This is a genomic window from Parabacteroides caecihominis, from assembly GCF_023656785.1.
GTDB lineage: Bacteria > Bacteroidota > Bacteroidia > Bacteroidales > Tannerellaceae > Parabacteroides > Parabacteroides segnis.
The window spans coordinates 145,395-153,209 of the sequence record NZ_JAMOKS010000017.1 but is presented as its reverse complement, the minus strand read 5'-3'; the positions used below and the strand labels follow the sequence as shown (position 1 = coordinate 153,209).

Here is a 7,815-nt window from a genome sequence, read left to right as displayed (position 1 = left end):
TTTAAATTATTGTAATTTTACGCTCGTCGGGACGGGTGGTCCCGCCCCTTGGCGCGGGCCGTTCCCCGACCGATGAGTTTTCTAGAGATAAATAATGCGTGACACAGTTTATTTTACACTACCAAAAAAGGTGAAGGGTTTAGAGATACCTTTCACCTTTTTCTTTACTCATTCACCTATCATTCACGATTGTAATAGCCTGTATGATAATATATTAATACTGTACAGGTGAAGGGTGAACAGTTTATATGATATTTTATACATAGTGAGACTACTCACTTCATTTATCCGATCAGCTGAACACTGCGTTTGATGAATTGGCTCAATGCTTCACCTTTCAGCATACCGTTGGCAAGCAGTGCCAGGTCAATTAACTGGCTGACCAGCTTATTGCTACCTGCATATTCTGCCAGGATTGCATTACGCTGCGAAGTCAGTTCGTCGATCTTATGGTTCGTGTTTGTCATATCTTCTTTTTCAGCAGAAGTGATCTCTTCTTCCTTTTTCTTGTTCTGCGCTTCACGAAGGTCTTCCTGACGTGCTTTCCAGCCTTTCAGGTCCGCCTGGATCGGTTTCAGCTTTTCTTCGCAGTTCTGTTCTTCCTCAGAAAGTACCTTCTTAACCAATTCGTGATCGGTATTCAACACAAGATTGTAGTTGTCAGGCATTTCTCCGTAGAATGACATTCCCGGCTGCATAGCAGACATTTCACGCATACGACGCATGTATTCGCTCTGGGTCAGCATAACCGGATTAGAGTTTTCACCCAATGCTTCGAATGTAACGATGAAATCGGTCTTTTCAATCTTCGGCAGTTGGCTTTTGAACATTTCCTGCAAAGCATTCTTCTGGTCTTCATTCAGTGTAACCTGACCTACGTTATCCTTACGGATCAGATTGTCGATCGTATCGCTGTCCACACGAACAAAACGGGTTTTGTCGAATTTATGCTCCATCTGGCTGATAGCATGGACATCCAGCTGGCCGTCCATAATCAATACACTATATGCTTTATCTTTAGCGGCCTGGATATAGCTGTACTGGTCGTTTACATTCGTAGTGTAGAGATAGATCAGGTTGCCTTCCTTATCTGTCTGGTTGGCTTCCACCAATGCTTTATATTCTTCAAAAGTATAATATTTACCATCTACGTCTTTCAGAAGGGCGAACTTGGCACCACGATCATAGAACTTTTCGTCGCTCAGCATACCGTACTGGATAAACAGTTTCAAGCTATCCCATTTTTCTTCGAACTGAGGACGGTCGTTTTTAAACATTTCTTCCAGGCGGTCGGCCACTTTCTTTGTGATATGATTGGAAATCTTTTTCACGTTCTGGTCGCTCTGCAAATAAGAACGGGAAACGTTCAATGGAATATCCGGAGAATCGAGTACACCGTGCAACAATGTCAGGAATTCAGGAACGATACCTTCTACGGAATCGGTTACAAATACCTGGTTGCTGTATAACTGGATCTTGTTACGATGCAGGTCGAGGTTACTCTTGATGCGCGGGAAGTAGAGGATACCGGTCAGGTTGAACGGATAATCCACATTCAAGTGAATCCAGAACAATGGTTCTTCCGACATTGGATACAGGTCGCGATAGAATTTCTTATAGTCTTCATCAGTCATATCGGCCGGTTTGCGAACCCATGCCGGAGTGATATCGTTGATGATGTTATCTTCGTCGGTATCGACATATTTACCGTCTTTCCATTCCTGCTTTTTACCGAATGCGATAGGAACGGGGAGGAAACGGCAGTATTTTGTCAGCAGGCCGCTGATCTTGTCTTTATTCAGGAAGTCTTTGTTTTCGTCGTCGATATACAGGATAATATCTGTACCACGGTCGTCTTTCTGTGTTTCTTCCAACGTATATTCGGGAGTGCCGTCGCAACTCCATTTCATAGGAACAGCGCCTTCTTTATAAGATTTGGTTACAATTTCCACTTTCTTTGAAACCATGAAAGAAGAATAGAAACCAAGACCGAAATGTCCGATGATGGCGGCTGCATCGTTCTTGTATTTTTCTACGAACTCTTCAGCACCGGAAAATGCGATCTGGTTAATGTATTTGTCAATTTCTTCGGCTGTCATACCGATACCACGATCAGAAATCTTGATGATCTTGTCATCGAAACTAACCTGAACGGTCAGGTCGCCCAGTTCTCCTTTGAATTCACCGACAGATGCCAGGGTTTTCAATTTCTGTGTAGCATCTACAGCATTCGACACTAATTCACGAAGGAAGATTTCGTGATCACTATACAAAAATTTCTTGATGATAGGGAAGATGTTCTCACTTGTAACACCTATGTTTCCTTGTTTAGCCATTTTGTTTATATTTTTAATGTTATAATAATTCGTTTGACGTTACGATATAAACAAAAAAAATGCCAGATAGGTTCTATCTGACATTTTGACTTTATTACCGGAAGAAACGACTTATTCCTGTCCTTTCTTTTGTACGGATGTTACTATTTTCTGTTCATCTTTATTGAAGTCTACAACGATCTTGTCGCCTTCGCCAACGGATGCACGGATTATCAACTCGGCCATTTCATCTTCCAGATATTTCTGGATGGCACGCTTCAGCGGACGGGCACCAAACTGCACATCGTAACCTTTCGTTGCAATGAAATCTTTTGCCTCGTCGGTAAGTACCAGTTCGTAGCCCAGACCACAAACACGTTTGTAAAGTCCTTGTAACTCAATATCAATGATCTTGTGGATCGCATCTTTATCAAGCTGGTCGAACATGATGATATCGTCGACACGGTTCAGAAATTCAGGAGCGAATGCTTTATTCAGTGCTTTCTGAATCACGCCGCGAGAGAAGTCCTTATCCATTTCGCCGGCTGCTTGCGAACTGAATCCGACACCACGGCCGAAGTCTTTCAGCTGACGTGTTCCGATATTGGAAGTCATGATCAGGATCGTATTCTTGAAGTCGATCCGTCTGCCAAGACTGTCAGTCAGGCGACCTTCGTCCAATACCTGCAACAGCAAGTTGAATACATCCGGATGCGCTTTTTCGATCTCGTCGAGCAATACAACGGAGTAGGGTTTACGACGAACCTTTTCCGTCAGCTGGCCACCTTCCTCGTAACCTACATATCCCGGAGGCGCACCGATCAGGCGGGAAACCGCGAACTTTTCGAGATATTCACTCATATCGATACGAATCAATGAATCAGCCGAATCAAACAGATATTCAGCCAACTTTTTAGCCAAGTGAGTTTTACCTACACCCGTCGGGCCGAGGAACATGAAGGTTCCGATCGGTTTGTTCGGGTCTTTCAATCCTACACGGTTACGCTGGATCGCTTTTACGATCTTCTGGACGGCATCGTCCTGGCCGACTACCTGCTTCTTCAAGTTGTCTGCCATTTCCAGCAGTCTCAGATTTTCTGCTTTGGCAATACGTTGAACAGGTACGCCTGACATCATGGCTACCACTTCGGCTACTTTGTCTTCGTCCACTGTTTCACGATGTTCCTGCAATTCCTGTTCCCACTTAGCTTTCGCTGCTTCCAGCTGCAACAGATACTGACGTTCTTTATCACGGAAACTTGCAGCCAGTTCGAAGTTCTGTGACTTTACGGCAGCCAGTTTTTCGGTTTTCGTATCTTCTATTTTTGCTTCCAGTTCCTCGATACTCTTCGGTACTGTAATATTAGATATATGTACGCGAGAACCGGCCTCGTCCAGAGCATCGATTGCCTTATCCGGGAAATTACGGTCGCTGATATATCGTTCTGTCAGCTTTACACAAGCATCCAGCGCCTCGTCCGTATAGATCACATTGTGATGTTCTTCATAACGGGGCTTGATATTTTTCAGGATCTGCAATGTCTCTTCTGCTGTTGTCGGGTCGACGATCACTTTCTGGAAACGACGTTCCAAGGCACCGTCTTTCTCAATGTTTTTACGATATTCATCCAGCGTCGTAGCACCGATACATTGTATTTCACCACGTGCCAGCGCCGGTTTCAGCATATTGGCAGCGTCCATAGAACCGGAAGCCGATCCTGCTCCGACAATGGTATGGATTTCATCGATAAACAAGATGATGTTCGGATTCTTTGAAAGTTCGTTCAAAATTGCTTTGATACGTTCTTCAAACTGGCCGCGGTATTTTGTTCCGGCCACGATAGAGGCCATATCCAGACTGATTACCCGCTTATCGAATAACACACGTGATACTTTACGCTGGATAATGCGCAGGGCAAGTCCTTCTACAATAGCAGATTTACCCACACCCGGTTCACCGATCAGTACCGGATTGTTCTTTTTACGCCGGCTTAAAATCTGTGCCAGGCGTTCAATCTCTTTCTCACGACCAACGATCGGGTCCAGGCGGTTTTCGGCAGCGGCACGTGTCATATCCGTACCGAAGTTGTCCAATACCGGAGTATCGTTCGGTGACTTGGGCTGTGCGGCACCGGTACCTGAAGAGGAGCGGGGGGATTCCTTACGTGAAGAGAAATCTTCTTCTTCATCGTCCTCGTCATCTGTATAACCGTCACTGATTTCGTCTATCTCTTCCAGTTCTTCCATACGGTTCATGTTTGTTCCGTTTGCCAGATCGTTATATACGTTACGGTAGTTTATACCGGCTTCACCCAATACTTTGGCGGCAACATTGAACTCTTCTTTCAGAATAGCAAGAAGCAGATGTTCCGTACCTGTCTCATCTGTTTTAAACAAACGTGACTCCAGCATACTCATGCGCAATACGCGTTCAGTTGTTTTACTGATGGCTATATCGTGTAATTCAGACTCTTCAGTTTCAAATGTATTTTTGATCTCCTGCTCAATCCTCTTCTTTATATCGAGTACGTCGGCATGCAAATCATGCAGTAACTGCATGGCTTTGCCATCACCGTCGCGGATGATACCAAGCATTAAGTGTTCCGGCCCGATATAACTGTTCTGAAGCCTGGCGGCTTCTTCGCGGCTATATTCTATAACGTCGATCAGCCTTTTCGAATAATTATTTTTCATACTATATGAATCCTTATCTATTATAATAATGTACTGTGAATGCAAAATTAATAAACTCTCTATATATACCTAACAAATTTCATGCCATTATTCCTTAAGAAAAACCCAATATTTCTGAATAATAAAATTTCAGCGTAAAAACTTTCGTGATAATGGGAAAAGCGTTACCTTAGTGCACTTTTTAAAAGATGAGATATTGAGTGTAATTAATATAAAACTAAATGGTTGATCAAGACAGAATTATTAAGATTAACATCGAGGAGGAAATGAAATCGGCGTACATTGACTATTCAATGTCTGTTATTGTTTCGCGCGCCCTTCCGGATGTTAGGGATGGTTTTAAACCGGTTCATCGTCGTATTTTATTTGGAATGAATGAATTGGGTAATACATCCGACAAACCTTATAAAAAATCTGCGAGAATTGTTGGTGAAGTTTTAGGTAAATATCATCCACATGGTGACTCGTCCGTCTATTTCGCAATGGTTCGTATGGCACAAACATGGTCGATGCGTTATACGTTGGTTGATGGACAGGGTAACTTCGGTTCAGTGGACGGTGACAGTCCTGCCGCTATGCGTTACACGGAGGCAAGATTAAGTAAACTTGCCGAGGAAATGCTCCGGGATATCGAGAAGGATACGGTAGATTTTCAGTTAAACTTCGATGACACGCTGAAAGAACCGACTGTATTGCCAACCCGTATTCCTAACCTGCTGGTAAATGGTGGTTCAGGTATCGCTGTTGGTATGGCAACCAATATGCCGACACACAATTTGAGTGAAGTACTCGACGGATGTATTGCCTATATCGACGCTCGCGGAGATATTGATGTAGAAGGATTGATGCAATACATCAAAGCTCCCGACTTCCCGACTGGTGCCACAATTTACGGATATGCCGGTGTAAAAGAAGCATTCGAAACCGGTAGAGGACGTATCATTCTTCGTGGTAAAGCAGAAATTGAAGTAGAAAATAATCACGAAAAGATTATTATCACTGAAATCCCTTACCTTGTTAATAAGGCAGAACTGATCAAGTATATAGCCGACCTGGTTAATGACAAGCGTATCGAAGGTATTTCTAATGTAAACGATGAGTCAGACCGTAACGGTATGCGTATCGTCGTCGACGTGAAACGTGATGCCAATTCAGGCGTTGTACTGAATAAATTATATAAGCTGACTGCCCTGCAATCTTCTTTCAGTGTAAACAATATCGCTTTGGTTAACGGTCGTCCTAGACAGTTAAACCTGAAGGATATGATCAAGGCTTTTATTGAACATCGCCATGAAGTTGTTATCCGTCGTACCCGTTTCGAACTGAAGAAGGCTGAAGAAAGAGCGCATATCCTGGAAGGTTTGATCATTGCTTCTGATAATATCGACGAAGTAATTGCTATCATCAAATCATCCAAGAGCCCGAACGAAGCCATCGAACGTTTAATGGAACGTTTCTCTTTATCGGATGTTCAGGCACGTGCAATCGTTGAAATGAGACTTCGCCAGTTGACCGGACTGGAACAGGACAAACTGCGTGCAGAATACGAAGAAATTGAAAAGTTGATCGCCCGTTTGAAAGAGATTCTTGAAAATGAAGATGTTCGTATGGACGTTATCAAAGGAGAATTACAAGAAGTAAAAGATAAGTTTGGCGACGAACGTAAAACAGATATCGTATATGCTTCCGAAGAACTGAATCCTGAAGATTTCTATGCCGATGATGAAATGATCATCACTATTTCCCACATGGGATACATCAAACGTACGCCGCTGAGTGAATTCCGTGCACAAGGACGCGGCGGAGTAGGAGCGAAAGGCTCGGTAACACGCGACGAAGACTTCGTGGAGTATATCTATCCGGCTTCTATGCATGCCACTTTGTTGATCTTTACAGCAAAAGGCAAGTGCTACTGGCTGAAAGTATATGAAATTCCGGAAGGAGCTAAGAATGCAAAGGGTAGAGCTATCCAGAACTTATTGAACATTGAAGCGGATGATAAAGTAAACGCCTTTATCCGCGTGAAGAAGCTGACTACCGACACCGAATTTATCAATTCACATTATCTGTTGTTCTGTACCAAGAAGGGTGTTATCAAGAAAACATTGCTTGAAGCATACTCACGTCCGCGTCAGAATGGCGTAAATGCGATCACATTGCGTGAAGACGACGGCCTGATCGAAGTATGTATGACCAACGGAGACAACGAAGTATTGATTGCTAACCGTAACGGACGGGCTATTCGTTTCCACGAAAGTGCGGTTCGCGTCATGGGACGTACTGCTTCCGGCGTTAGAGGTATGACATTGGATAATGATCCTTCCGACGAAGTGGTAGGTATGGTATGTATCAAGAATAAGGAGACCGATACTGTACTAGTCGTATCTGAACAGGGTTACGGAAAACGTTCGAATGTGGAAGATTACCGAATGACTAACCGTGGCGGTAAAGGTGTCAAGACGATCAACATTACTGATAAAACAGGTAAACTGGTTGCCATCAAGAATGTGACAGAGGAAAATGACATCATGATCATTAACAAGTCAGGTATCGCTATCCGTATGAAAGTAACAGATTTGAACGTCATCGGCCGTGCAACTCAAGGTGTTCGCCTGATTAACCTGGGTAAACGTAATGATGAAATAGCCTCGGTATGTAAGGTATTGTCCGAACCGGATGAGCAGGTAGATGAAGAAAGCGCTGAACTGGATGCTCAGAATGAAAATAATGAAGAATTAACCGGTTTTGATGGATCTGAAGATATCGCAAATGATACTGAAGAGACAACAAATGAATAATTTAAACA

Annotated in this window: 3 protein-coding genes; 1 reads left to right on the top strand and 2 read right to left on the bottom strand. The window is 43.4% G+C overall.

Annotation, left to right across the window (positions count from 1 at the left end; translation table 11 throughout):
- Positions 1-284: 284 nt before the first annotated feature.
- Together htpG and NBH14_RS15830 are read right to left on the bottom strand one after the other, a co-directional pair.
- Positions 285-2,336 carry a molecular chaperone HtpG gene (gene htpG / locus NBH14_RS15835; protein ID WP_186961858.1) on the bottom strand — a complete coding sequence of 684 codons (2,052 nt, stop codon included), beginning with the start codon at positions 2,334-2,336 and terminating at the stop codon, positions 285-287.
- A gap of 111 nt (positions 2,337-2,447) precedes the next feature.
- A complete protein-coding gene (locus NBH14_RS15830) occupies positions 2,448-5,009 on the bottom strand; it encodes an ATP-dependent Clp protease ATP-binding subunit (protein WP_128135382.1) in 2,562 nt (853 codons plus the stop codon).
- A 221-nt stretch (positions 5,010-5,230) separates the two neighbouring features.
- Between NBH14_RS15830 and gyrA the strand changes: the two genes are divergently transcribed.
- Positions 5,231-7,807, top strand: a complete 2,577-nt coding sequence (gyrA, locus tag NBH14_RS15825; protein WP_007656618.1) for a DNA gyrase subunit A — start codon at positions 5,231-5,233, stop codon at positions 7,805-7,807.
- Positions 7,808-7,815 lie beyond the last annotated feature (8 nt).

Excerpts from the sequence above, each read along its gene's own strand:
- htpG (WP_186961858.1), bottom strand. The coding sequence starts at position 2,336 with ATGGCTAAACAAGGAAACATAGGTGTTACAAGTGAGAACATCTTCCCT.
- NBH14_RS15830 (WP_128135382.1), bottom strand. The coding sequence starts at position 5,009 with ATGAAAAATAATTATTCGAAAAGGCTGATCGACGTTATAGAATATAGC.
- gyrA (WP_007656618.1), top strand. The coding sequence starts at position 5,231 with ATGGTTGATCAAGACAGAATTATTAAGATTAACATCGAGGAGGAAATG.